Below are 22829 nucleotides of genomic sequence, written 5' to 3' on the forward strand. Positions count from 1 at the left end.
GCGGGCAAGGTCTGCGGCGCTGACGCGAGTGGTGCATTCGTACGTCGCGCGCACCGAGGAGGACGCCACCGACGATCCCCCGGGGCATGTCGATGACACCGCGACGGCGTGGGCCCTTTGGACGGTGTTGCTGTCGGGATTGCGGGAATCGCCTTGCCCGGACACGCCCGGCGGGACACGCTGCCGCCATGCTGGAACAGCAGCGCGGCAAGCTGTGGCTGGTGGTGGCGGCCGCCGGCTACGGCAAGACCACCGCGCTGCGCCGGCTGTTCCCCGGCCCCACCGTCCGGTGGCAGCGGGAGTGCGACGTCGACGCGTTGCTCGGCGGCGAGCTGGCGGAGCTCGCCGCCGGCACCGCGCAGCTCGTTCTCGATGGGCTGCCGGCCATGCCGGAACGGATTGAGCAGGCGTTGCTGCACGCGATCGCCGGCCTGCCGGACGGCGTACGTCTGGCGCTGTCGTCGCGCTGGCCGGTGGGCTGTGCCGCGTCGTCGTGGTTGACCCGGATGGCGCCCGCGCAGCTCCGCCCGGCCGAGCTGAGCCTGACCACCGATCAGGTCGATGAGTTATTGCACACCGAGTACGGGCTGACCGTAGCCACCCTGGCGCAGCGCGTGCACGAGATCACGGCGGGGTGGCCCGCGCTGGTCCGGCTGGTCGCCGAGACCCTGGTCGCCGAGGGCATACCCGCCGGGCCGCTCCTGCCCGCAGTGACCGAGCCCGGAGGTCTGGTGACGGGCTACGTGACCGAGGAGGTGCTCGGCCCGCTGCCGGAGGACGTCCGGCGGTTGCTGCACGAGGTGGCCGATCTCGCGCCGGTGACGGCGGGCGTCTGCGTGGTCGCCGGCCACCCGGCGGCCGGACCGCAGCTCGGCGGGCTGGTGCGTACCGGGCTACTGACCAGGGTGGGCACCGATCCCGACACCGGGCCCCGGGTGGTACCGGTGATCGCCGCGGTCGCCGGCCACGACCGGCCCCCGGTAGCGCGCCGGACGCTGCTGCGGGCGGCGACCTGGTACCGCGAGCACGGCCCGGCGCGCGCCGCCGCGTACACCTTCCGGCTCGGTGGCGACGACGCGGCGCTGGCGGCGGTGCTCGACGAGCACGGCGACCGGATGATCGCGGCCGGCCGGCCCGGCGCGACAGCCGAGTTGGTCGCCGCTCTCCCGGCCCCGCTGCGCACCCGCCGGCTGCGGCTGCTCGCCGGCGACGCGCTGCGTACCGCCGGCGACGTCGCCGCGGCGGCACGCGCGTACCAGGAGGTGGCGGCGACCGAGCCGGCGTGGGAGCCGGGCATCGCCTGGCGGATGGGCTTGATCCACTACCTGCGCGGCGACCAGCCCCGGGCCCTGGCTGACTTCGCCCGGGGCGACGAGGCCCCAGGTTGCCCCACCGATCAGGCGATGCTGCTGGCGTGGACGGCGGCGGCGACCGCCCGAAGTGGTGACGCGACGACCGGGGTGGCACACGCCTGGCGGGCCTATCGGCTCGCGGCCGAGACCGGCCGGGACAGTGCGCTGGCCACCGCACACGTCAGCCTTGCGCTCTGCCTCGGGCTCACCGGTGACCAGGTCGGCGGCGAGGAACACTACCGACTGGCGCTGGGAATCGCCGAACGCACCGGCGACCTGGTGCTGCTGGCCCGGATCCTGGTCAACCAGAGCTATCACCTCGTCGAGCAGGCCCGCTATCCGGCGGCGCTGGCGGCCGCGCAACGGGCCGCCGGGCACGCCGAGGCGGCCGGGCACGCCAACCTGTACGCGATGGCCGCCGGCACCGAGGCCGACATGCTGGCGATGCTCGGCCGGTACGACGAGGCGGCCGCGCGGTACGCCCAGGTGCTCGCCCGCCATCAGCGGATGGGCTCGCGCCGCTGCGCGGACACGTACCTGGGGCTGGCCGAGCTGCATCTCATGCGGGGCTGGCGGGAACAGTCCCGGGCCGCGTTCGTCGAAGCGGTCCGGCTGGCCGATGACAGTGACAGCCGGAAGTTGGCGGTGCGGGCGCACGCCGGGCTGGCCCGGGTGCTGCTACCCGACGACGCGACGGCGGCTGCCCGGCACGCCGCCGAGGCGACCCGGCTGGCCACTGACGACCTCCGGGTCCCGGCGCTGCTCGCCCAGGGCTGGGTGGCGCTGGCCGGCGGCCACGCCGCACACACCGCGCGGCTCGCCGACGAGGCGCTCGACCTGGCCCGGTCCGGTGGGCTGCGGGCCGGCCTGGCCCGGGCGCTGGAGTTGCGCGCCGCCGCGGAGATCGACCCGAACCGGGCCCGCACCGCCCTGCGCGAGGCCCACGCCATCTGGGCCGACGCGTCGGCCGTGGGCGACGCGGCCCGGGCCGCGCTGGCGCTGAGCCGGCTGCCCGGTGCCACCGCCGACGACCGGTTCGCCGCGCTCCTGGCCGCCGAGCGCCTCGCCGCCGGCGGCGTCTCGATCGACCAGGAGGAGACGCCGCCGGACGTACCAGCCGGCCAACCGTCCACCGGCGTAGGCCGCGTCGGCGTCCTGGTCCGTACCCTCGGCAGATTCGAGGTACGGGTGGCCGGCGCCGCGGTGCCGCCGTCGGCCTGGCAGTCGCGGCGGGCCCGGGACCTGCTGCGGATCCTGGTGGTGCGCCGGGGGCGACCGGTCCCCCGCAGCGAGCTGTGCGAGTTGCTCTGGCCCGACGACGATCCGAGCAGGACCGGGCACCGGCTCTCCGTGTTGCTGTCGATCGTGCGCGGGGTGCTCGACCCGGACCGGGTCTTCGCCTCGGACCATTACCTGGTGACCGACGCGGCCAGCGTCGCGCTGGACGTCACCCACCTGCGGGTCGACGTGATGGAGTTCCTCGGTGCCGTGACCCATGGCCGTCGGCTGCTCGATCGGGGTGCCCGGGCGGAAGCACGCACCATCCTCGCGGCGGCCGTCCGGGACTACCGGGCGGACGTGTTCTCCGACGAGCCGTACGCCGACTGGGCCTCCGCGCTGCGAGAACAGGCGCGAGCCGCGTACGTCGCGGCGCTGCGGATGCTGGCCGACGCGCACCGGTCGGCGGGAAACGGCGGCGCCGCCGTGGACTGCCTGCTCCGCCTGCTGGAGCAGGACCCGTACGACGAGCCGGCGCACCGGATGCTGGTACGCACCCTGGTGGCGGGCGGGCAGCACGGCGAGGCGCGGCGGGCGTTCGCCCGCTACCGCACCGCGATGCGCGCCATCGGAGTACGGCCGCCGGACGAGATCATCCTGACGCCACGGGTCGGGGTACGGCCGCCTGCGACGGTCGTACCCCGGCCAGGGTGAGAGCTCAGGCGGTACCCGGCCCCACCCGATGGCTCAGTAGATGTCGTGGTCGGTGCTGTACCCGGTGACCATCCACATCTTGTCGTCGTCGGTCGAGTACCGGGGAACCGACCCCAGCTCGTCGCCGGCCGTCGAAACCCCACCGGGGGCGCGCCCCTGGGCGGACCGGCCCGCCTCGGTTCCGGCCCGCTGGACCGCCACGACGGTCGCGCGGGTCCCGTCGTCGTTGGGCATCATCGCGTCGATGAAGATGTCGGATGCGGGGGTCGGGAACGGGTTTGAGGGGTCGGGCAGCACGGTGATCTCACCGCCGACGCCGGACAGTGACGGGAATTCCCACTCCCACTCGCGCTGCACGGTCGCGGTCCTCGGCGAGGACGTACCAGCCGGGCTGGTCGTGGCGAACCGTTTGTAGCGAAACACTCCGCTGTCCTCCCACGAGGCACGGCTGCCTTCCACACAGACCGCGTAGGCGACCGGGCTGGCGCCGATCAGGTGGAAGGCCGTGCGGACAGTCACGCTTGCGCCGTCGGCGTCGGGGACCAGTCCGGCCAGTGGCACCCCCGCGGGCAGGTCGAACCCGGTGCCGCTGAGCACCAGGTCGGCCGGGCAGCTCGCGGTCCGCGACCCGGCCGGGGAGACCTGGACGACCCGCGTCGTGCCGTCGTCCGACTCGCAGATGGCGGCGGCGATTACCGACCAGGGTTCCACGTGGTCCGGATACGCCTCGCCGCGTACCACGACCGAGATCGCGCCCGGCACGATCGCGGCCAGGCGGACTCCCCCGTTGCCGTTCCTGATCCGGCCACCGGCGCCGATCAGCACCTCGTCGGACCCGCACGTCGCGGTCACGCTCTTGGGCGACGTGGTGTCGTAGGTGCTCTCGGCTCGATGCCGGTACGCGGCGTGCGCCGCCCCGGGTAGGACGAGGGTCGCGGCGACCGCGACGACCGCTGCGGCCGCCGCGACAGCGCACCGCGACCGGATGCTGGTGCCAAATGTGGTGCCCCTGCTCATGACGACTGTCCTTTCCTGCTGACGCCGCCGCGAACGGTTCGCGCGGCGCTGCCCGCAATCCTCGGCGCGCGCGTCACGGTGGCGTCATGGTGCCGCCCGCCACGCCCCGAACAGCCCCCGATGCCTGGTCCCGCCGGTCGGCGGGACCAGGCGCTGCGCCCGAACGGGGCGGGCCGCAAACCGTTACGGGCCCCAGCAGATGACGTGGCTCTCCAGGTCCCACGGGGGCAGGTAGACCCCGTCCTCGAAAGCGATCGCCTGGGCGTTGTTCTGGGCGCCGGTCGCCGTGACCCGGGTGAGCAGGACGTTGCCGGTGGCGGTGTCGGCGACCGTGGCGCCGACACCGGTGGCGAGCGCCCCGGCCGGGCAACCCGCGGACACCTGGCCCTTGGGGCTGGCGCTGTTCGCCGCCCCGGTCAGGCTGACCAGCGTGCCGGTGAGGTTCGCCGGCAGGGTGGCGCAGATGGCGTACCCGACGAGTTCCCACGGCCCGGCGAACCCGCCGGCCGCGCCCGCGGTGACCACCCCGGCGGTGAGCGCCGCGTTCGGCTCGATCCGCTGGTAGAACGCCTCACCGTTGGCGGTGCGCAGCTCCGCGCCGAGCCCGAGCAGGTCGGTGCCGGCCGGGCAGGCGGCCACCTGGTTCTTGATCGGGTCGGCGTTGCTGCCGCTCGCCGACGTGACACGCTGGTAGTTGGCGGGGGGCGGGCCCGGCACGCAGATCGCCTGCGCCACGACGTTGTACGCGCCCGCCACACCGCCCGGGTTGGTGTGCGCCCAGACCGTCACCGACTGGGTGGCCAGGTTCGGAATGATGTCGGTCAACGTGACGTCGCCGCCACCGCCGTCGACCGAGCCACCGCCACCGGCGAGAAACTCGCCGGCCGGACAGGTGGCCACGGCGGACTGGTTGGGAAAGGCGCCCGCCACGCTGACGTTCACCACGGTCGCCTGCGCCGGCCCCGCGCCGGTGGCGACGGCCACGGCGGTGCTGGCCAGCAGCAGGCCCGCGGCGCCCGAGAGCCGGGCGAGCCTGGATCGAGTACGCATCGTGCACTCCACTTCGTACCTGCCGCGAGACGTTTACACCCCGACGGGGTGACGCGGCAGGTAACCCACGATCCGTACCGGCCTCACGGCGGCCTCAGTGCCGCGTCAGCGTCGGAGCGGCCCGGACGCGTCACGCGGCGGTGTCGAGTCAGCCCAGCCGGGCCTGCCCGCAGGGCCCGCCGTGATCGCAGTACGGCTGCAGTTGGCTCCGCCCGCACCCGCACAGGACTGCCCTGGTCTCCGCGCGCACGCCTTGCGGCGTGTCCACTATCAACTCACCGCGCACGATCAACTGTCCGGTGGAGTCGCGCCTGATCTGCGTCGGCCGGTCCGGTGCCTCCGCCCCACCGTCCACGAGTTCGTACTGCAACGCTCCGGAGGGACAGCGCCGCACCACCTCGGCCAGGCGCTCGGCCTCGGCACCGTCGGGCCGGATCCACGGGCGCTGACCCGGGTCGAAGACCGCCGGCAGGCCGCGGACGCACTCGGCGGCATGCAGGCAACGCCGAGCCTCGAAGGTCACGGTGATCGACCGACCCTCGTACGCCTTCGTCGCCGTTTCGCTGCTCATACCGACCTCCGTCGCTGCCGTACCCGGCTGTTCAGTCGCTGACTCTGCTGCGGGACTGGTACACCAGGCCGTGATACTCGGGGTGCCGGGCGATCCATCCCGCGATGAACGGGCAGGTGGGCAGGACCAGCAGGTTCGCGGCGCGGGCCTCGTCGAGAGCGGCGCGGGCCAGGGCCGCACCCACTCCCCTGCCCTCATACTCCGGCGAGACCTCGGTGTGCACGAACGCAACGAGTTCCGCAGTGCGGATGTACTGCGCGAAACCCGCGACCTTCGACTCTCCCTCGACCCGAGCCTCGTACCGATTGGCCTCGGGGGCATCGCTCACATTCACTACCATGTGTCCTCCGTCTCGCCATGCTGCGCATCGACACCCGATGCCGTGATGAGCCGGGTACGCGGCCACGCGCACGGCGACCCACCCCCCGGTTGGTTGATGTGTCACCTAGACTAGCCACCGATGGTTGATGCGTCAACCAATTCCCTCGGAGCCGGCAACCCTTGATCAAATCCGCTCAGGAAGTCCGGCAGCCACGAGCCGTCGAAGTTGTCGCTACGCTCCCCGCATGGACCCAACGCCCCGCTGGCTCACCTCGCAACAGCAGGTCGCCTGGGACAGTTTCATCCGTATGCAGGAGAAGCTCATCGGACGACTCGCCCGCCGCGTCCAGGCCGACTCCGGCATGTCCGCCGCCGACTACATCGTGTTGGTCAAACTTACCGAGACCAGCGGTGGACGGATGCGCCTGATGGATCTGGCGAAGCAGGTGGAGTGGGAGAAAAGCCGCATGTCTCACCAAGTGCGGCGAATGGTCGAACGCGGGCTGGTGGCCAAGGAGGAATGCCCCGACGACGGACGCGGAGCGTTCATCGCCGCCACCCCAGCCGGCTGCAAGGCGATCGAAGACGCGGCACCCGTGCATGTCGAGCATGTCCGCCGACTGTTCATCGACGCCCTCAGTCAGGAAGAACTCGACATGCTCGCCAGGATCTCGGATCGCGTCCTTGCCCACATGGAGAGTCAGCCCGACTGACGCCGAGCGACACCGAGAAGTCGCTGCGCCTCGCCGATGACCTGGGGTGAAGCGATCGGCGCCCAAGCGGCGAACAGCGAGCGGAAGTAGTCGCCGTACCGGTCCGCGGTAGCAGGATCCTGCTCGATGACATCCAGTTCGTTGACGATGCTGAGATCCACGAACGGTTGCCTCTGATCGGATTTCAGGTGCCATGTCTGGTCGGTGAATCGGTCGACGACCACTCCGGCCTCCGCCAGCTGTCGCCAGGTCCGCCTTCGGTCGCACGCCCCGTACAGGTAGACCAGTGCCTCGGCGTCGTCACCGATGAGGTTGCGGAGTGTGACTCGATCGGCCCGGTCGAGCAGCGTCACATCGAAGCCGTCCGTGCCATAGCCGGCATGCGCGAGACCGGCCAGCTGCGCGTCAATGTCACAGCCCAGGTCCGCAAGGCGGTCGTGGACCCGGCACAGATGGGCGTAGAGAGTGCCGCCGGGGTGCGGGATGGTCTCGGCTCCACGCTGCCGCAGCCAGCGCCGCACCTCGGAATCCGCGCTCATGGCCCGACCTTACGTAAGCCGCGTCCGACCGGCGGCCCGTCAGCGTGGGCGGTTCGTCACACCGGCGCACCGAGCAGCTCGGTCGTTCGCTCCCACAGGCCGGTGGCCAACTGGGCGTCCGTGGCCTGCCGGTGCACCGGCCCGTTCGGTCTGAGGCGGTGGTAGTAGCCGCCGTTGACCGCCTCCGGACCAGGCAGCGTGGCCAGGTGAACCAGCGGCTCGGCACCCTCCTCGAGGGTGGACAGACCACCCAGCAGGCGGTACCGGACCAGCGCAGCGACCAGCGGGGCTTCCCGGTTGATGTCGGTGGCGGCGATCACGCCCGGGTGGAACGCCATCGCGGTCAGCCCGCTGCCGCGCGTACGACGGGCCAACTCGCGGGTGAACAGGATGTTCTGCAGCTTCGTCATCCCGTACCGCAGCAGCTCGGACCGCTTGCCGGCACCTTCGAGATCGTCGAGATCGACGCTGCCGAACCGGTGGCCCTTGCTGGACGTGGTGATGACGCGCGCCCGCCCGGCGGTGGTCAACCGGTCCAACAGGAGGTTGGTGAGCAGGAACGGGGCCAGGTAGTTGACCTGGAACATGACATCATGACCGTCCTCGGTACGACTCCGCCTGGTCAGCACGACGCCGGCATTGTTGGCAAGTACGTCGATACGGGGGTAACGACCCAGGAGGGTGTCGGCGAGCCGGCGTACGTCGGACAACCGGGTGAAGTCGGCCACCAGCGGCTCGGCGCCCACCCGGCGCGCGACGGCGGCGGTCTTCTCGGGTGACCGGCCCACCACCACCACGGACGCGCCCAGACACGCCAACCGGCGGGCAGCCTCGGCGCCGATACCCGCACTGGCTCCGGTGATCACGACGGTCTTGCCTGCCAAGATCCGGTCACTCATGGCATCCATCTCCCCGAATGGGACGATGGCCCATCGTAAAAAATCAACAGCACGAACGCCACCGCCGGTGATCCGGCCGAGCAGGTGGCCCCGTACCGGCCAACCGGTCCTTTCGAGGACTCCGCTCAGAGCGGCTAGCGATCTGCATGAACAGCAGGAGGCCGCTCACGTTCGTTACTCAGCCGGCGCACTCGGCTGCCTCACCTCGCGCCGTCAGTAGGAGTCAGCGGGTGCTCATCGGGGCAAGTCCAAGGTCGTCAATCGCGGCCGCTCCGCGCTTGGCATGGTCGCCGCCGGCGAGGACCAGGGTACGTGCGGATTGATAGGCGCAGCCGGCGGCGCCGAACGCAGCTGCGGTGGCGAGCAACGCCTGCTTGTCGCCGTCGAGGAGGGCTTCGGCACGGTCGACGAATGCCTCAGCGACGGCATTACCGCCTACGATTGCCCGGGCTTCGTGCAGGCGGTCGTGAGCGCCAGGACTTTCGGCGAGTACAGCGGCTTCGGCACGTAGCGCGACGTACCAGTGGAGCCAGATCCAGGTGACCGACTTCCACACCTCACCGGGCTCGGGCGCCATCCGTTCCAGCGCCTTCTGTGGCTGCCCGTGGTGCAGCAGGTGCATCGCGTCGAAAACTGCCCCATAGCCGTGGACGGTTTCCGGCGGGGCACCAAGTTGGTCGAGTATCGCGCTCCAGGCGCGCCGGGCCTCCTGGTCGTCGCGGAGGCCGTGGATCATGGCAACGCCGGCCGCCGCAGGCCCGAGAACTGACCTGGCGGGGCTGCCGGCGCGCCGCCACGTGTCCAGGAACCGGACGCTGGTAGCCAGAACCTCGTCGGCGTTGCCGGCCAACGCGTCGGCTGTCAGCAGCCAACTCGTGGCACGGTGGCCGACCTCCCCGAGCAGCGGATGGTCAGCGATCTGCCGTGCCCAGCGGCGGGCGGCCGTCAGGTCCCCGGCACCGAGGCTGGCCTCGGCGGCGTTGCCGAGAGCGTCGAGCAGTTCGTGGGTGCTGGCCGGCGTGACCGGCAGGGACGCGAGCAGCGCGATCCGGCTTCGGGCCGTGGCGGCGCTGGCGAACGTCTCGCCGGCCCAGCCCCGGGCACCGGTGAGCGCGTCGAGGGCGGCGGACTCGGCCAGCGGGTCGCCCGCGCGGCGCGCGAATTCGACCGCTCGTTCGGCGCGCGCCGCCGTCTCCGGTACGTAATTGTCCGACGGCCCCTGCGGAGCGCCGAATGCGTCGCTGAGCACCCCGGCCTCGGCCAGGGCCACCGCGGCCTGGGCGGCCAGGTTGTCCCCGGCAAGCCGCCGCGCCTCGGTGATGAGTGCGATCGCCTCGTCCCGGGACGGGATCCGCTCGAACTTGCTCCAGAATCGGTAGGCGTTCGTGGCAGCGGTGGCCAGCTCGGAGGCGGCGACGGCAGTGTCTCCGGACCGACGCGCCGCCTCCGCAGCCGCAAGGTGCAGGCGATACATGTCGTCACCGCGCATCCGGCAGGCCGCCACCACGGCGGCCTGCCGAAGCATCGATGCGGTGACGGCGGGGTCGTCGGCGAGTGTGGCTGCCTGCTCATAGCGCAGCTGGGACTCGCCGACGAGATTCCGGGTGAAGGTCAGCTCTGCCAGCCGGTGGGCGAGGCGGCAGGCGTTCGTACGCTGCTCCGGCAGGTCGCTCGCCCAGGTCAGGGCGGCGCGGAGGTCGTCGGCCATCGGATCGAATCGGGTCCGCCAATCCGGTCGGACAACCGTCAGGTCGGCTGCCTTGGCCAGGCACCAGCGCAGGTGCCGAGATCGGGCGTCGACCAACTCGTCGGCCTCGGTGAGCCGCTCCGTCCCGTACTGGCGGATGGTTTCCAGCGCCCGGTACTCGGTTGCATTCGGAAGGGGCCTCACCACCAGCAGACTCTGTCCGGCGAGCCGGGCCAGCCCGTCGGCAACAATGGCCTCCTCCATTCCCGTCACCTCCGCCGCGGCTGCGGCGGTGAACGGTGCCGCGAAAACCGACACCCGGCGCAGCAGCACCCGATCAGCCGGCTCCAGCAGGGCGTGACTCCAGTCCAGCGTCGCCCGCACCGACCGGTGCCGGTCGTCGGCACGGGCACCTCCGGTGAGCATCCGCAGCGGGTGGGACAGGGCGGCGGTGATGCCGTCCAGCCCAAGCGTCGGATACCGGGCGGCGGCAAGCTCGATAGCCAGCGCCATTCCATCCAGGCGCTCGCAGATCGAAGCGACCTGGTCGTGCAGTGGAGGATCCAGTGGCCAGCCCACCGCCGCCGCCCGCTGCGTGAACAACGTGACCGCGTCCGACTCGCCGTCGGCAGGCAGCGACAACGGCGGCACCGGATAAACCCGCTCGAAGGGCACCATCAAGCGGGCCCGACTGGTGGCCAGCACCGTCACGGTGGGGCATGCCGCCAACAGCCGTTCCAGGAACAGCGCCACTCCGTCCACCACGTGCTCGCAGTTGTCAAGCACCAGCAACGCGTGATGGTCGGCCAGCGCGGCGACCACGGAGGCGGTCATGTCCTGGCCGGGCTGCTCGCCGAGCCCAAGCGCCACGGCGACCGCCGTCGCGATCATGTCGGGATCGGCGACCGGGACCAGGTCGACGAACCACACCCCGTCGGGGTACTCGCCAGCGGTCTCGGCGGCCACCGCCAGCGCGAGCCGGGTCTTGCCCACTCCCCCGGGGCCGACCGCGGTCACCTGACGATGCGCCCTGATCAGCTCGGTCAGCTCGGCCCGCTCGCTGACCCGGCCGATGAACGACGTCAGCGCTGCCGGCAGCACCGGTGCCCGGGGCGCCGCGTCGGTGGCAGCCAGCTCAGGCGCACGCTGGGCGAGGCCGCGCCGATCCGGGACCTCCAGCTTGCGCAGCAGCGAGGAGACGTGCGTCTCCACAGTACGCACCGAGATGAACAGCCGTGCTCCGATCTCGGCGTTGCTGAGGTGGTCTGCGACCAGCGCGAGCACCTCGGCTTCCCGAGGGGAGACGTCAACCACCGCCCCATTCTGCCGCAGGCCCTCCGTGCTCCGGTTCCGTGGCCGGCTCCGTGGTCAGCACGGATCCGACCCGACGCGCCCGGGACCATGCTGGGAAACACCCACCGACCGCGCCTGCGGCCGACGAACTGAAGGAGTCACCATGACCCGCCTCACCACCCAGGGAATCAGAACCGTGCTGCATCCAGTGTCGGATCTGACCAGGGCCAAAACGGTGTATGCCGCCCTACTCGGTATCCCGCCCACGGACGACTCGTCCTACTACGTCGGATTCAATGCCTCCGGCCAGCACATCGGGCTCGTGCCGGGCGGTGGACCGCAGCGCATGACCGCCCCCGTGGCCTACTGGCACGTGACCGACATCGAGGCGAAATTGACCGAGCTTTGCGCCGCCGGCGCCACGCTGACCGAGCCCGCACACGACGTCGGCGGCGGTCGCCTCGTAGCTGCCGTGACCGACCCCGACGGCAATGTGCTGGGGCTGATCCAAGACCGGTGACAGCGTCACCCCGACCACTGTCGGAACCACCCGACGAATCTGTGCCGGTGACACGGCCGCTTCGCGGCGTCTCGGCCGCAATCCGCACCCACGGAAGGACCTCAGCCATGGCCTCCATCGACTCGGTCACATTCGAAGTGACCGACCCCGCCGCCGCCCGCCACTTCTACACCGTGGCGTTCGATCTGGGCGAACGGCTGCGCGTACGCGCCTCGCAGGCTCCCACAACCGGCTTCCGCGGCTTCGCCATGTCGCTCGTGGTATCCCAGCCAAGCACGGTGGACAGCTTCTTCGGCACCGCTCTGGGCGCCGGAGCGACAGAGTTGAAACCGGCCGCGAAGGGTTTCTGGGGCTACGGCGGCGTACTGCGTGACCCGTACGGCACGATCTGGAAGATCGCGACCTCGACGAAGAAGAACACCGGACCGACCAGCCGACACATCGACGAGATCGTCCTCCTGCTCGGAGTGGCCGACGTCGCCGCCACCAGACGGTTCTACGCCGAACGCGGCCTGCCCGTGGCCAAGAGCTTTGGCCGCAGGTACGTCGAGTTCGCCACCTCGAACATCAAGCTGGCACTGTACAGCCGGCGTACCGCGGCCAAGGACGTCGGCGTTTCACCCGAGGGAACCGGATCACACCGGCTCGCCATCGGCAGCAGTGCCGGAACCTTCACCGACCCGGACGGCTTCGAATGGAGCGCCACCTGAGTGCGGCCGGGATGGCGAATTCAGGTATCGGGGTTCGTCATCCCGGACGCAGTCCTCATCGTTCCATCGAAGGAAGATGTGTTCAATGAGTGCCACCGACAGCAGCGTCTACGAGGTTTTCACGCATCATCTGCCACTTCCAGCCGGCGGCGAAGTTCAAGACGCGTTACGCCACGCTGGGGTTCAGCGACCAGGCCGAGCTGGACGAAGGCTCGATGTGGCCGGCCGTGTTCCATGATCGACCTGCTGGAGACCGCGATTACCTCGCCCTGGGATTGCCTTGCGGAAACCATGGTGATCACCGCTGGCGTGTTCGCGGCGAGTGGCGAGCCGAACGTGTTGACGGGCGGTACCGACCACGAGCCGCGTGGTCGGTACCGCCCGGCTCGGTACGGTCAGCTGGCGCGTACCTCGGCGGCGGCGGCCACCAGGTGCCGCAGGGACGCCTCGACCTCCGGATAGCCGCGCGTCTTGAGGCCGCAGTCCGGATTCACCCACAACCGGCGGGCCGGCACGGCCGCGACGGCCCGGCGCAGCGCCTCGATCACCTCGCCGCGCGGCGGTACCCGGGGTGAGTGGATGTCCCACACCCCGGGGCCGACGCCCCGGCCGTAGCCGATCGCGGCCAGGTCGTCGAGGACCTCCATCTTGGACCGCGACGCCTCAATGCTTGTGACGTCGGCGTCGAGGGCGTCGATGGCGTGGATCACCTCACCGAACTCCGAGTAGCACAGGTGGGTGTGGATCTGGGTGTCGTCGGCGACACCGCTGGTGGCCAGCCGGAACGCTCCGACGGCCCAGTCCAGGTACGCCTTCTGGTCGGCGCTGCGCAGCGGCAGCGTCTCCCGTAGCGCCGGTTCGTCGACCTGGATGACCCGGACCCCGGCGCCCTCCAGGTCACGGCACTCATCGCGTAGGGCGAGCGCGACCTGGTCGGCGGTGTCCGCGAGGGGTTGGTCGGTGCGGACGAACGACCAGGCCAGGATGGTGACCGGGCCGGTGAGCATGCCCTTGACCGGTCTGCTGGTCAGCGACTGCGCGTAGGTGGACCATTCCACGGTCATCGGTGCCCGGCGGGACACGTCGCCGTAGATGATCGGCGGGCGTACGCAGCGGGAGCCGTAGGACTGCACCCAGCCATGCTGCGTGGCGGCGAAGCCGTCGAGTTGCTCGCCGAAGTACTGCACCATGTCGTTGCGTTCCGGTTCACCGTGCACGAGCACGTCCAGGCCCAGCTGTTCCTGCAACCGGATGACGTGCTCCACCTCCGCGCGCATCCGCGACGCGTAGCCGGCGTCGTCGAGGCTGCCGGCCCGGTGCGCGGCGCGGGCCTTGCGCAGCTCGGCGGTCTGCGGGAACGACCCGATCGTCGTGGTCGGCAGTTCCGGCAGGCTGAGTCGTTCCTGCTGGCGGGCGGCCCGGGTGGGGTATTCACCACGCTGCCGGTCGGTGGGGCGCAGGGCGGCCAGCCGACCGCGTACGTCGTCGTGACGCCAGTCGGCCGGGGTGGGCGGCAGGGGCGCGGGTAGCGCGGTGGTGCCGTCGCGCAGCGCGCGGCCGAGCACGACGATCTCGTCGACCTTCTGCCGGGCGAACGCCAACCGCTCGGACAACCGGGGGTCGAGGTGGGTCTCGGCGGACACGTCGACCGGCACGTGCAGCAGCGAGCAGGACGAGGACACGGCGACGTGATCGGCCAGGCCGGCGACCGTCGCGCCGGCCGTCACGGCCGCCCGCAGGTCGGTACGCCAGACGTTACGGCCGTCGACCAGACCGGCGACGATGGTCTTGCCGCCCAGCGGTCCGGCGGCGGCGAGCCGGTGAAGGTTGCCCGGTCCGGCGACCAGGTCCAGGCCGACGGCTTCGACCGGGGTGTCCAGCAGGGCCGGAAGCGCGTCGCCGAGGTCACCGAAGTAGGTCGCCACGAAGATCCGCGGTCGGTGTGCGAGTTCACCGAGCCTGGTGTAGGCGCGACGCAGTGCATCGATCTCGGCCGGGCTGCGGTCGGTGACGTAGGCCGGCTCGTCCAGCTGCACCCAGCCGACACCCACATCCGCCAGGGCGGCGAGAATCCGGGCGTACGTCTCGACCAGGTCGTCGAGCCGGGCGAACGGATCGTCCCCCTTGGCCAGCAGCAGGAACGTGGCCGGGCCGACGAACACCGGCCGGGTGATGACACCCAGGTCACGGGCCTCGACGTACTCGTCCAACGCTTTCACCGGGTTGGCGGTGAACACGGTGTCCGCGGCGATCTCCGGCACCAGGTAGTGGTAGTTGGTGTCGAACCACTTCGTCAGCTCCAGCGCCGGCTCGGCATCCACCCCGCGGGCCATGGCGAAGTAGCTGTCCAGCGCGGACAGGCCCAGCCGAGCGAACCGGGTCGGGACCGCTCCGACGGCGACGGCCGTGTCGAGCATCTGGTCGTAGTAGGAGAACGTGTTCGACGGGATCGCGTCCAGACGGGCATCGCGCAGCGTCCGCCACACCTGCGCCCGGAGGCCGGCGGCGGTGTTGGCCAGAGCCTCGGCGTCGATGGTGCCGGCCCAGTACGCCTCGACGGCCTTTTTCAATTCACGGTTGGCGCCGATGCGTGGATAGCCGAGCACGGTGCTCTGCCCGAATGCGGTACTCACCAAGGGGGTCCTTCCCTCGCAGTGTCCGGCGGACACGGGAGGGGAAGACGGGTACACCTCAGGTACCGGCTTCCGCCCTGGCCCTCCCGAGAGGCCGCCGGCGGCGCACACCGGCGGCGTGCGCAGCACTGGCAGGTCTTCGGACTCGCGGGCATGACACCAGGTCGCCTACTGGCCGTCGCTTCCCAGACCTCACGGTCCAGTGCTCTGTTGACGGCGGTCGTTCCCACTCACCGCTGCGGGGCAGCCCCGGATTCACACCGGGTTCCCTCTTACGACGCCCCACCCAGCCGGACGGGACGAACCAGCACCACCGCCATCGTACGGGCCACGCCGCGGGACGGGGGTCCGGAGTGCCCGACCTACGGACGCCGGCACCGAGCAGAGTTGACTCTGCTCGGCCTCGCCCGGATCGCCTCAGGCCCGCTAACGTAGGTGCCGGGCGAAGAACCGGCCGGCGTCCTCCCCTGCGTACCAGGGAACACCTGTGTGTCCGCCCATGTTGGCGTGCAGCGTCTTCTCCTTGGAGCCGAAGGCGTCGAACAGATTCAGGGCCGCCTGTCGGTCATTGCTTTCGTCATCCCACTGCAACAGCACGTGCAACGGAATGGTGACCTGCCGGGCCTGCTCGAACATGAGGCGCGGCACGAAACTCCCGGCGAAGAGACCGGCGGCCACGATGCGCGGCTCGACCACCGCAAGCCGGATGCCGACGGAGATCACGCCACCCGAGTACCCGACCGGGCCACCGATCTCGGGCAGCGACAGGAGGGCGTCCAGGGCGGCCTGCGATTCCGGGACTGCCTTGTCGACGAGCGGGAGAACGAGGGCGTCGATGATCTCATCGCTGACCGGCTCGCCGGCCTCCAGCGCCCGGCGCAGGCCGACGCGGGCCTGCTCGACGGCGGCCCAACGGGGCCGGTCACCGCTGCCGGGCAGCTCGATCGCAGCTGCGGCGAAGCCCTCCGCCGCGGCCTGGCAGGCCCGCGCCACCAGCCGGGGATACATCCTGCGCAGTCCGAGCGGCGGGTGGCCGAGCAGGATCAGCGGGACCGGAGCGGATATGGATGCGGGCGTCCACAGGATGCCGGGGATCTCGCCGAGGGCGAACTCGCGTTCGAGGACGTCGCCATCGAGGCGCTGCTCAGTAGTGAATCGCATGGTCGTACCTTTCGGGAGTGCTCGCGAACGGCGCTCCCGGACGACCTATCGTCCGACCGTGACCCCGCGGGGGAGCACCCATGTCGAAACGTTCACGGGTACCACCTCCTCGGTCTCTCGCACGGCCGCCGGCAAACTAGCAGCTGGCCGCTGCGGTCCGCCACGCAGTTTCGCCGGGGGGCCGCACAGGTAGACGTCCCGTTCGGCGATGTCGGGAACCAGGCCGCGCAGGCTCTCCGGACTGAACGGCTGGCTGCCGTCGGCGGTGCGCCCGGTCAGCAGGTGCAGGCGGGCACCCCGGGCCTGTACGAGGTTGCGCAGCTCGCCGATCAGCACCGCGTCGGCGGGTGTGCGGGCTCGGTAGAGGACCACGACGTCTCCCGTCAGTTCCGGGTCCTCCAGCAACGCCCGGATCGGAGTGATGCCGATGCCGCCAGCGATCAGCAGCGCGTTCTCCCGGGTACGGCCGGCGGTGGTGAGGGCCCCGTACGGTCCCTCGGCGTAGACCCGGGTGCCCACCGGCAACTGCCGCAGCCCGGCGCTGGTCGAGCCGATCGCCTTCGCGGTCAGCCGCAGGGTACGACCGTCGGGCGGTAACGGCCGATCGCGGTCAGGGTGTTGGGCACCGGCCGGCTCGGATGGGCGAACATGACCTGGAGGATCACCAAGTTGACCAGGAGAAACGTCCATAGCAGCAGGTACGCGGCCCGGCTCGCCCGCCGGCCCTACCGCGGTTCGCGCACCTCCCCATTCACTGCATCCGATAGGATCCGCTGGTCTGGTCAGCTCTCACCGCGACGTGTGCACGGCCGGGGTCCGGCCCGCCCACCTACAGCTGCGCGGCCGGCACGTCGGAAGGCTTCGGATGAGAGAGAGGCAGACCGGGGCGGGTTCGCCGCAACCGGTGCCCGCTGTGCAGCATGACGTCGCGCACCAACTGCGGCTCGCCGCCTCCGGCGACCAGGTCGCCTGGAACAACCTCGTCGACCGGTTCAGCCCGCTGCTCTGGTCCATCTGCCGGCATTTCGGCCTGAGTTCGGCCGACGCCGCTGACGCGTTTCAACTCACCTGGCTGCGACTACTTGAGCACCTCGACACCATCCACGACCCCGCCCGCCTGCCCGGCTGGCTCGGCACAACCTGCCGCCGGGAGTGCCTGGGTATCCTCCGCCGCAACAAGCGTGTCCGGCCCACGGATGACGACCGGTTACTGGACCGCTTCAGCGGACCGTCCTCGTCGGCCGACCAACCGGCGCTGATCGCGGACCGGAACGCACGGCTGTGGCGCGAGTTTGGCCGACTCGACGTCCGCTGCCAGAAGATCCTGCGACTCCTGCTGATCGAACCGGCAGGAGACCGGGTCTCCTACGAGTTGGTCGCCGCGGCACTCGACATGCCGGTGGGCAGTCTCGGGCCGATCCGGGGGCGGTGCCTGGCAAGACTGCGTGGCCTACTTGACGCCGAGGGTATCAGTGACGCGCTGCGCGACTCGTAGGAGGAAAAGCGGTTGACGGCAACCCGAGGACTGAGGGAGGAATCGTGGACGACGAGCACGCGGGGCCGGAGACGCCAGCGCCGGGCGCGGACGATCGGCTGCTGGCCCCCCTCGGCGATTTGATCCGGGCGGAGGACCCGCCGCCGGCCGTGGCGGTGGAGCTGGCCAAGCAGAGCTTCGGTCTGCGCCAGGTCGACACCGAGCTGGCGACGCTCGTGGCCGACTCGGCGGTGGACGCGGTCGGGACCGCGGTACGCGCCGGCGAGCGGGGAACCGTCCCACGGCTGCTCACCTTCGAGTTCGGGGGCCCGACCGAGACCGGTGAGCCGGAGGCGGTCGAGGTGGAGGTCAGCCGGTCCGGCCGGTACCGTCGGCTGCTCGGCCAACTGCAACCGCCGGGGGCGGCCAGGATCGAGGTACGGCAGCCCGAGGTCGACGCCGTCCGTCAGGTGGACGCCGACGACCAGGGACGGTTCGTGGTGGAGGCGGTCGGTGCCGGGTTGATGCGTCTGACCTGGCGTCGCCCGGGACGGAACGCGATCACCACGGCCTGGGTCAGACTGGACTGACTGTGCCGGCCGGCGTCACACCGGCCGGCACCTGCGGTCCTCAGACCGGCGTACCCGGCAGTACCCGCAGCACCCGCCCGTAACCGGGAATTGTGCGCCGCCCGGCCAGCAACGCGTCCAGCGCGTCACGGGGAGTCAGGCCGGGATCGTCCAGGCAGGCCCTGGCGACCATGCCGCTGATCTGCGGGGCGGAAAACGACGTCCCGCTCCAGACCGCCCAGGAGTTCGCCGGAAACGAGTAGTCGGCTACCGCCGGGTCCGGCACCGGCGGCAGCGTGCCGGTCACGAAGGTGGCGACCACCCCGAGGCCGACGCAGGAGCAGTCGACCCAGTCGCCGTGACTGGAGAACGGGGCCGGTAGCAGGTCCTCGGTCAGCGCACCGACCGCCACCACGCCGTCGAAGGCCGCCGGATACATCGGATCCTCGCTGCCGTTGTTTCCGGCGCTCGCCACGATCAGGACCTCCGGGAACCGGTCCGCGATCATCCGCACCGCGCTCTGTAGGGCCAGCGGTGGCACACCGTCGACGGCGGGCGTGCCGATCGAGGCGTTGATGATCAGTCGTACGCCGTCGGCGGCTGCCTCCTTTACGGCGCGCAGCATCGCCTCGGCGGCCTCTGCGTCGGTGCCCAGCCCGTCGCTGCGGGTGAACCGGTATGCCGCCACCTCACACCGGGGCGCCACCCGCTGCACGATGCCGGCGGCGAAGCTCCCGTGCCCGGCCGACCAGTCGAGCCGGCCGTCCCCCGCACGGCCGTCGGTGACCGGCAGTACGTCGAGGGACTCGGTGTTGTCCGCGCGCCGGACGACAGCGTCCAGCCAGCTGTCGGTCCGATCCTCCGGGGTGATGCCCGTGTCGATGACCGCCACGCGCACCGCCGGGATGCCCGGCTTGCCCTTGGCGGCGTCCGGCACGAAGTCGCCGAGGGCGGCGGTGGCGAATGGATAGTCGTCGCCCTTGATGATGTGCCCGAGCGGTACGACCAGATGTGGCGCGGCGGTGATGCCCAGCTCGGCCAACTTCCGGACGTCACCGGCCAACTCCTGCGGACGCTTGCGGCCTTCATATACCCCGAGACGCCGCTCCGGCGACGCCACGGCCCGCTTCCACGGTCGGTAGCCCAACTTGCGCAGCACCTGCCGCGGGTCGGCTCCCGGCCCGGCCGAATCCATCTCGACCACCAGCTGACCCCGCGCGACGAGCACGTAGGTCGGCCGTCCGGCCAGGTCGGTCACCGGGTACCTGTCGAACGGCAGGGCGAACCGCCCCGGTGCCCGGTCCTGCCGGTCCTGCATCTGGCCGATGATCTCGCTGGTTCGCCCCTGTATCGCGTCGTCGGTCAGGACCTTCAGCTGGCGGCGTACGTGGGCGGCGTCGATCTTCAACTGCTCCCTGGACCGGTGCTCCGGGAACTCGTCCGGGGCCGGCGCCGAAGAGGACCTGGTCTTTATGTTCACGGTGACGCTCCTATCGAAGATCGCGGTGATTCCCGCTGCGTGACGGCAGCCAGAGTCGGCCACGGCTGATCGGTACCACCAGCAATAACCTGACGCCGGGTGTGGATAGACTGCAAATATTGACGTACGGCGGCGAGCGGTCCCACGATGACGGCTGATCTTGGCGCGGACCTCGTGGCAGAGGCGGATGCCGCGTACTCCAGAGTCGTCCTCGACCCCGCGAGATACACCGCCGCGGCGGGGGAAATCGTGGAGCTGGCCCGCCGGGCAGGAAACGACGAGGCACTTGTCGCGGGTCTGCGTGCGCTGGCCTGGACCCGCCACGCGGTACTGGACAACGAGGCGGCCAAGAGCCTGCTGGATCAGGCGGCCCGGCTGGCCATCCGCAACGGCCTGCACCGCCGGCTCGGGGAGGTACTCCTCACCCGCTCGGTGGCGCTGCAGGAACTCGGCCGGTACGCCGCGGCCGCGCGGGACCTGCGGCGGGCAGCGAAGCTGGTGTCCTCGCACCAGCGTCCCGAACTGCTCATGCAGCTCGCCATCCTGGACCACAACGCCGGTCGGGTGCTCGCAGCCGCGCGTCAGTACCGGCTGGTGCTCGCCGAGCCCGCCTGCCCGCCGGCGATCTGGGTGAAGGCGGCAAACAACCTGTCGTACGCGCAGACCCAGCTCGGTCGTCCGCAGGCGGCGCTGGCCTACCTGGACCGGGCCGCCACGCTCGCGAGCGAACTGGGACCGATGCTGTCGGCAGTCATCGAGAACAGTCGAGCGTGGTCCAGCTTCCATGCCGGAAGGTTCACCGAGAGTCTGCGCCGGTTCGAGGAGGCCGGCCGGCTCTACACCGCAGCCGGACTGCCGCTCGGCGAGCACTATCTCGACTACACCGACGCACTTGCCGAACTGCGCCTGCTGGACGAGGCCGCCGCGGTTGTCCGGCTGGCTGCTACCGACCTCGAGCGACACGGTGCCCGGCTGATGGCCGCGGAGGCGCGGCTGCGCTGTGCCCGGCTGGCGCTTGCGCTGGGCGATGTCGACACGGCCCGCGCAGACGCGATCAGCGCCGTGCGGGACTTCCGGCGGCAGCGCCGTGCGGCCTGGGCGGCGCGCGCCGTCGTCACCGCCGTGGAGGCGGACGCCGTCGCGGACGGTTTCACCACCATGGCGGTACGCCAACTCGGTCGCGCGGCGGCTACGCTGCATCGTTTCGGCCTGCGGGCCAACGCGGTGGAGGCGCATCTGGTGGCCGGGCGGGCGGCGTTGGCCACGGACGACAAGCGGCGGGCGAAGCGCCACCTGACCGCGGCCGGCGCACTGGCGTGCGGGCAGCCGCTGCTGGTCCGGCTACGCGGACGGTTGGCGCTGGCACTGCTGGCGGACGCCGCGGAGCAGGCCGCCCAGGGCGGAGGTGCCACCGCGACCGCTCGACGCCGCGCGGTCTCGGCCACCAGCTACGGCCAGGGTGCAGTGGCTCGCCCGGCGACGCCCGGCGCAGGTGCAGCGTTGCGGCACTGCGGGGCCGGACTGGCCGACCTCGCCCGCCACCGGGCGGCGCTGCCGTCGGTGGAACTGCGCGTGCTGGCCGCTGGGCACGGCGTGGAACTCGGCGACCTCGGTCTGCGCCACCTGCTGCGCACGGCGCCACCGAGCCGGATTCTGCACTGGCTGGAACGCACCCGGGCGGCTGCCCTGCTGACCGTGGAACCCGCTGCCCACGACGACGTCGACGACCTCGTGATCGCGCTGCGCACGGTCGAGCAGGAACTGCGGGCGGCGCAGCGTGAACGTGGCGTGCAACCGCGAAACCTGCTGGCCCGCCAGGCCGCGCTGGAGGCGCAGATCAGGCGGCGGTCCTGGGGCCGCGACGGGAGGACGACGCGGTCGGCCGAGATCGTCACCGCAGGTCAACTCCGTGATCTGCTCGACGGCGGATGGCTCGCCGAGTTCGCGACGGTGGACGACGCGGTCGTCGCGGTCGTGGTCGGGCCGCGCCGGACCCGCCGGGTCCGGCTCGGTCCGCTGTCCGTTGTGCAACGGGAGACTGCCGCGCTGCACTTCGCCCTGCGGCGGCTGCTACACGGCGGTCGCTACACCGACCAGGCCCTGTCGGCCGCCCGGGCGTCCCTGGACACCCTCGCCGACCTGCTCGTTACCCCGCTCGGGGTGCCGCCGGGGGCACCGCTGGTCGTGGTCCCGCCCGCGAAGCTGCTGCGGGTTCCCTGGTCCCCGCTGCACCAGGGGCCGGTGTGCGGCGCACCGTCGGCCACCATGTGGGCGCGCAGCCGGCGGGCGGCCCGGTCCCGGCGACCGGGCCACCGGGTCGCGCTGGTGGCCGGGCCCAATCTGACCGGCGCCGTGGCCGAGGTTCAGGCCCTCGAAGCCCGTCACCCCGGAGCGGCGACGCTGCTGCCACCGAAGAGCACCGTCGAGGGCGTCGTCGCCGCACTCCGACAGGCCGACCTCGCGCATCTGGCCTGCCACGGCCACCTGCGCTCGGACAGCCCGCTCTTCTCGGCGCTCGAGCTCAGCGACGGTCCGCTCACCGTGTACGAGTTGCACAGCCGCGCCGTCGCCCCGCACCGGGTGGTGTTGGCCGCCTGTGACTCCGGAGTCGAGCGCGACTACGAGGGCGACGAGGTGCTGGGCTTCGTCAGCGCGCTGATGGCGGGCGGTGCGGCCGGGGTGATCGCGTCCGGCGTACCGCTGCCCGACGGCACGTCGCTGGCGCTGATGCCCCGGCTGCACGACCGGATCGTGCGCGGCGAATCGCTTGCCTGCGCGTTGTGGGCCGTACGGGCCGCCGAGCCGCCGGCCTCCCCGGCCGATTTCGTCACCTGGTGCGGTCTGACCGCCTACGGGGCTGCCTGAGCGACCGCGCCGGGGGCCGGGCACTACCCACGGCCCCCGGCGG

18 protein-coding genes and 1 riboswitch are annotated in these 22829 nt (G+C 71.4%); of the genes, 7 read left to right on the top strand and 11 right to left on the bottom strand.

Features of this window, described 5'->3' with window-relative positions; genetic code table 11:
* Window positions 1–188: 188 nt before the first annotated feature.
* Window positions 189–3284 (top strand): BTAD domain-containing putative transcriptional regulator, encoded by a 3096-nt coding sequence (locus AB0J93_RS09730; protein ID WP_363920012.1) that lies wholly within the window; start codon window positions 189–191, stop codon window positions 3282–3284.
* Window positions 3285–3317: 33 nt separating this feature from the next.
* Here the strand turns inward: AB0J93_RS09730 and AB0J93_RS09735 are convergent, their stop codons facing one another.
* The 4 genes from AB0J93_RS09735 to AB0J93_RS09750 form a co-directional block, all read right to left on the bottom strand.
* On the bottom strand, window positions 3318–4301 hold the full coding sequence (locus tag AB0J93_RS09735) for a hypothetical protein (protein WP_363920014.1): 984 nt from the start codon (window positions 4299–4301) through the stop codon (window positions 3318–3320).
* 183 nt (window positions 4302–4484) lie between these two features.
* Complete coding sequence (locus tag AB0J93_RS09740; RefSeq protein WP_363920016.1) at window positions 4485–5351, bottom strand: hypothetical protein; 867 nt, start codon at window positions 5349–5351, stop codon at window positions 4485–4487.
* A 148-nt stretch (window positions 5352–5499) separates the two neighbouring features.
* The gene (locus AB0J93_RS09745) at window positions 5500–5922 is read right to left on the bottom strand and encodes a (4Fe-4S)-binding protein (protein ID WP_363920018.1); all 423 of its coding nucleotides are present in this window, start codon (window positions 5920–5922) and stop codon (window positions 5500–5502) included.
* Window positions 5923–5953: 31 nt separating this feature from the next.
* Window positions 5954–6250: a GNAT family N-acetyltransferase gene (locus tag AB0J93_RS09750; protein WP_363920020.1), complete on the bottom strand. Its 297-nt coding sequence runs from the start codon at window positions 6248–6250 to the stop codon at window positions 5954–5956.
* Window positions 6251–6488: 238 nt separating this feature from the next.
* On the opposite strand from AB0J93_RS09750, the gene AB0J93_RS09755 reads away from it, so the two are divergent.
* Window positions 6489–6956, top strand: a complete 468-nt coding sequence (locus AB0J93_RS09755) for a MarR family winged helix-turn-helix transcriptional regulator (RefSeq protein WP_363920022.1) — start codon at window positions 6489–6491, stop codon at window positions 6954–6956.
* Here the strand turns inward: AB0J93_RS09755 and AB0J93_RS09760 are convergent.
* The 3 genes from AB0J93_RS09760 to AB0J93_RS09770 form a co-directional block, all read right to left on the bottom strand.
* Window positions 6944–7495, bottom strand: a complete 552-nt coding sequence (locus tag AB0J93_RS09760) for a DUF6817 domain-containing protein (RefSeq protein ID WP_363920024.1) — start codon at window positions 7493–7495, stop codon at window positions 6944–6946. The genes AB0J93_RS09755 and AB0J93_RS09760 overlap by 13 nt on opposite strands.
* 56 nt (window positions 7496–7551) lie before the next feature.
* Window positions 7552–8394 carry an SDR family NAD(P)-dependent oxidoreductase gene (locus AB0J93_RS09765; protein ID WP_363920027.1) on the bottom strand — a complete coding sequence of 281 codons (843 nt, stop codon included), beginning with the start codon at window positions 8392–8394 and terminating at the stop codon, window positions 7552–7554.
* Between the two features lie 223 nt (window positions 8395–8617).
* Window positions 8618–11395, bottom strand: coding sequence for a LuxR C-terminal-related transcriptional regulator (locus AB0J93_RS09770; RefSeq protein WP_363920029.1), 2778 nt, complete (start codon window positions 11393–11395; stop codon window positions 8618–8620).
* Window positions 11396–11537: 142 nt separating this feature from the next.
* On the opposite strand from AB0J93_RS09770, the gene AB0J93_RS09775 reads away from it, so the two are divergent.
* Window positions 11538–11894 (top strand): VOC family protein, encoded by a 357-nt coding sequence (locus AB0J93_RS09775; RefSeq protein ID WP_363920031.1) that lies wholly within the window; start codon window positions 11538–11540, stop codon window positions 11892–11894.
* A gap of 107 nt (window positions 11895–12001) precedes the next feature.
* Entirely contained in the window at window positions 12002–12604 is a 603-nt protein-coding gene (locus AB0J93_RS09780) for a glyoxalase (RefSeq protein WP_363920033.1), read from the top strand.
* A 395-nt stretch (window positions 12605–12999) separates the two neighbouring features.
* On the opposite strand, the gene metE is transcribed toward AB0J93_RS09780, so the two are convergent.
* From metE to AB0J93_RS09795, 3 genes are all read right to left on the bottom strand, one after another.
* Window positions 13000–15237 (bottom strand): 5-methyltetrahydropteroyltriglutamate--homocysteine S-methyltransferase, encoded by a 2238-nt coding sequence (gene metE / locus AB0J93_RS09785; protein ID WP_363920035.1) that lies wholly within the window; start codon window positions 15235–15237, stop codon window positions 13000–13002.
* Between the two features lie 112 nt (window positions 15238–15349).
* Window positions 15350–15561: riboswitch (cobalamin riboswitch) on the bottom strand.
* A gap of 102 nt (window positions 15562–15663) precedes the next feature.
* On the bottom strand, window positions 15664–16398 hold the full coding sequence (locus tag AB0J93_RS09790; RefSeq protein ID WP_363920037.1) for an alpha/beta hydrolase: 735 nt from the start codon (window positions 16396–16398) through the stop codon (window positions 15664–15666).
* Between the two features lie 45 nt (window positions 16399–16443).
* Window positions 16444–16917, bottom strand: coding sequence for a hypothetical protein (locus tag AB0J93_RS09795; RefSeq protein ID WP_363920039.1), 474 nt, complete (start codon window positions 16915–16917; stop codon window positions 16444–16446).
* A 394-nt stretch (window positions 16918–17311) separates the two neighbouring features.
* Between AB0J93_RS09795 and AB0J93_RS09800 the strand changes: the two genes are divergently transcribed.
* Both AB0J93_RS09800 and AB0J93_RS09805 read left to right on the top strand, forming a co-directional pair.
* On the top strand, window positions 17312–17893 hold the full coding sequence (locus tag AB0J93_RS09800) for a sigma-70 family RNA polymerase sigma factor (RefSeq protein WP_363920041.1): 582 nt from the start codon (window positions 17312–17314) through the stop codon (window positions 17891–17893).
* Between the two features lie 44 nt (window positions 17894–17937).
* Window positions 17938–18462 carry a hypothetical protein gene (locus AB0J93_RS09805; protein ID WP_363920043.1) on the top strand — a complete coding sequence of 175 codons (525 nt, stop codon included), beginning with the start codon at window positions 17938–17940 and terminating at the stop codon, window positions 18460–18462.
* A 40-nt stretch (window positions 18463–18502) separates the two neighbouring features.
* On the opposite strand, the gene AB0J93_RS09810 is transcribed toward AB0J93_RS09805, so the two are convergent.
* On the bottom strand, window positions 18503–19921 hold the full coding sequence (locus AB0J93_RS09810) for a S8/S53 family peptidase (protein ID WP_363920045.1): 1419 nt from the start codon (window positions 19919–19921) through the stop codon (window positions 18503–18505).
* Window positions 19922–20068: 147 nt separating this feature from the next.
* On the opposite strand from AB0J93_RS09810, the gene AB0J93_RS09815 reads away from it, so the two are divergent.
* Window positions 20069–22786, top strand: coding sequence for a CHAT domain-containing protein (locus AB0J93_RS09815; RefSeq protein WP_363920047.1), 2718 nt, complete (start codon window positions 20069–20071; stop codon window positions 22784–22786).
* Window positions 22787–22829: the final 43 nt, after the last annotated feature.

This window comes from Micromonospora sp. NPDC049374 (genome assembly GCF_040677165.1).
In the GTDB taxonomy this organism is placed as follows: Bacteria; Actinomycetota; Actinomycetes; order Mycobacteriales; family Micromonosporaceae; genus Micromonospora.